General features: G+C 50.8%; 2 protein-coding genes. Both read right to left on the reverse strand.

Translation table 11 applies throughout. The annotated features are described in order from the left end of the window. The coding region (locus CX664_RS24260; protein ID WP_146000300.1) for a DUF1601 domain-containing protein at positions 1-1,162 on the reverse strand (1,162 nt) is incomplete at its 3' end. Positions 1,163-1,246: 84 nt separating this feature from the next. Next, a partial coding sequence (locus CX664_RS24265; RefSeq protein ID WP_146000302.1) for a DUF1601 domain-containing protein occupies positions 1,247-2,819 on the reverse strand: 1,573 nt, incomplete at its 5' end.

Consider the following 2,819-nt stretch of genomic DNA (forward strand, 5'->3'; position numbering starts at 1 on the left):
CCCACAGCAGGTTGGCGATGCCCTGTGGTTTAAAGTTTGCTTTCTGTGCGTTCACGTGGGGCAACAGCGCGGCCACGGCCTCGTTGAGCGCGGGTGTCCACTCCTGTCCGTTGTCCACCAGTTTTGTCATGGCCCATAGCAGGTTGGCGATACCCTGTGGTTTAAAGTGAGCCTGCTGTTCGTTCACGAGGGGCAACAGCGCGGCCACGGCCTCATTGAGCTCTGGTGTCCGCTCCTTCCCGTTGTCCACCAGTTTCGCCATGGCCCACAGCAGGTTGGTGATACTCTGGGCATTAAATTGGTCTTTCTGTGCGTTCACGCGGGGCAACAGCGCGGCTATGGCCTCGTTGAGCGCGGGTGTCCGCTCCCGCCAGTTGTCCACCAGTTTCGCCATGACCCACAGCAGGTTGGTGATATTCTGAGGAATAAATTGGTCTTTATGTGCGCTCACCTGGGGTAACAGCGCGGCCACGGCCTCTTTGAGTTCTGGTGTCCGCTCCAGCCCGTTGTCCACCAGTTTCGCCATGGCCCACAGCAGGTTGGCAATTGCCCGGGCTTCAATATCCATGGCTTGAGGTTTTTGGTTGCAATTGAATATGATTGCATCAAGTAACGTTGATAATAAGGCAGCTTGAGTAAGCTTAACGCTCTGATCCATGGGGTTATGAGGGGTAAAAACGCCCGCTGAAGTCAATGAATGAAGTGTTGCCGTCAGGCTTCGCCAATTCCAACTCGGTGTTGCGGTAAAATTTTGCAGCAAATGTATCAGCTGGCTTTGTTCAGTCCTGTTTAACGGTCTTTCAGCAGCTAACGTGTATTTTTTAATTGAAATGGCATATTGCCCGTGATTTCTGCCATCATAACGATGGCCGAAGTGATAGGATTTATTCACCAGATCATCCATTATTTCTGGTTTGATGAGCGCATTAAAATCTTGAGCAGGGTTTACTGAACGGTACTGTAGATGTTGAGAAGGGCATGCGTCAGAAGAACGGTAAAATTCATTACGCCCCGGGTTTGTGCGGGGGGGATTATGCCACTGTCTGACTGAACAATGTCCATATCGACCACGCTTTGAAGAATCGGCATGATCATTCGGCTGGTTATAATCATTATCCGATCTTGCGTATTTATCACTGATGCCAGCAGAGCTTCTGTCCATAATTATATTTCATTAATTCATGAAAATATAAGAAGCAGACTGCTGCGCAGTTCATAAGTTCATTTTGCTGAAATTTTTATAAATTTAAGCGGTTATTGGCTTTTTTTTCTTCCTTTTTCTTTTTTTGGGTTTACCTGTTTGCTTTTCTAAATGTGCTTCGGCGGTTAAGTAACGGTGATCAGAGGATTGCCACCCGGTGTTAAGCGATGCACAGCCATGATCCTGTGGCAGGATGTCCATCCTGGTCTTTATTTGATCAACACATCGTTTTATTGAACCCGGTTTCCAAAGCGTGTTGGTCGGGATTTCAAAGACCTCAAATCCTGCTTTTTGCAGCAGTGCGATTTTCAGCAGAGTCGACCCATTCCTGGTTTTGAAATCACCACTCACGTAATGAAACGGTCCCTGAACTTCAATCACAATGTTGTGGTCTGGCAGTAGCAGGTCCACTGGAGGCAATGAACTCAGACTCTTTTCTTCTTCAATTTTCAATGATGGTATGCATGAGTGGAGTTGATTTCGGACGACGCTTTGAGGTTTTGAAATGATTGCCTGGTAATGGGGGGCGACCGGACACGCTCTGCCAAGCCAACTGGCGGCCATGGCAATGGTGCATTGATTCTCTTCATTATTCGGGGCAGTATTTTTCAGGCGAGTAAACAGGTCACCCATGTGCTTTTCAAGCACGTTATTTTTAGCATGGGAGTCTAGATACAGCCTGGCACAGCACACCATGACTCCCCAGAGAGACTTCCATATCTCTTGCTCAGAGAGCTGAGGGTTGCCACTGATTCGGTAGACAAAAGATTCAAAGGTAGAGGTCACCACGGCCAGCTCAACGAACTCACCCAGTTTTGCCATGGCCCACAACAGGTTGGCGATACCCTGGGCATTAAATTGTTCTTTCTGTGCATTTACGTGGGCCAACAGCGCGGCCAGAGCCGCTTTAAGCTCTGGTGTCTGCTCCAGCCCGTTGTCCACCAGTTTCGTTATGGCCCATAGCAGGTTGGTGATACCCTGGGCATTGAATTGGTCTTTCTGTACGTTCACGCGGGGCAGCAGAGCGGCGACAGCCTCGTTGAGCCCCGGGAGCCAATCCTGCCTGCTGTCTATCAGTTTCGCCATGGCCCACAGCAGGTTGGCGATATGCTGAGGAACAAATTGGTCTCTCTGCGTATTCACGTGGGGTAACAGCGCGGTCATGGCCTGTGTGAGCTCTGGTGTCTGTTCCAGCCCATTGTCCACCAGTTTCGCCATGGCCCACAGCAGGTTGGCGATATGCTGAGGAATAAATTGGTCTTTCTGTGCGTTCACGCAGGGCAACAGTGCGGCCACGGCCTGGTTGAGCCTTGCGGTCCACTCCAGCCCGTTGTCCACCAGTTTCGCCATGGCCCACAGCAGGTTGGCGATTTCCTGGGCATTAAATTGGTCTTTCTGTACGTTCACGTGTGGCAACAGCGCGGCCACGGTCTCGTTGAGTTCCGGGGTTCGTTCCTGCCCGCTGTCCACCAGTTTCGCCATGGCCCACAGCAGGTTGGTAATACCCTGTGGGTTAAAGTTAGCTGTCTGTGCGTTCACATGGGGTAACAGCCTGGCCACGACTTCTTTGAGCTTTGGCGTCCGCTCCAGCCCGTTGTCCACCAGTTTCGCTATGGCC

The sequence above is a fragment of the Endozoicomonas acroporae genome (assembly GCF_002864045.1).
Lineage (GTDB): Bacteria > Pseudomonadota > Gammaproteobacteria > Pseudomonadales > Endozoicomonadaceae > Endozoicomonas > Endozoicomonas acroporae.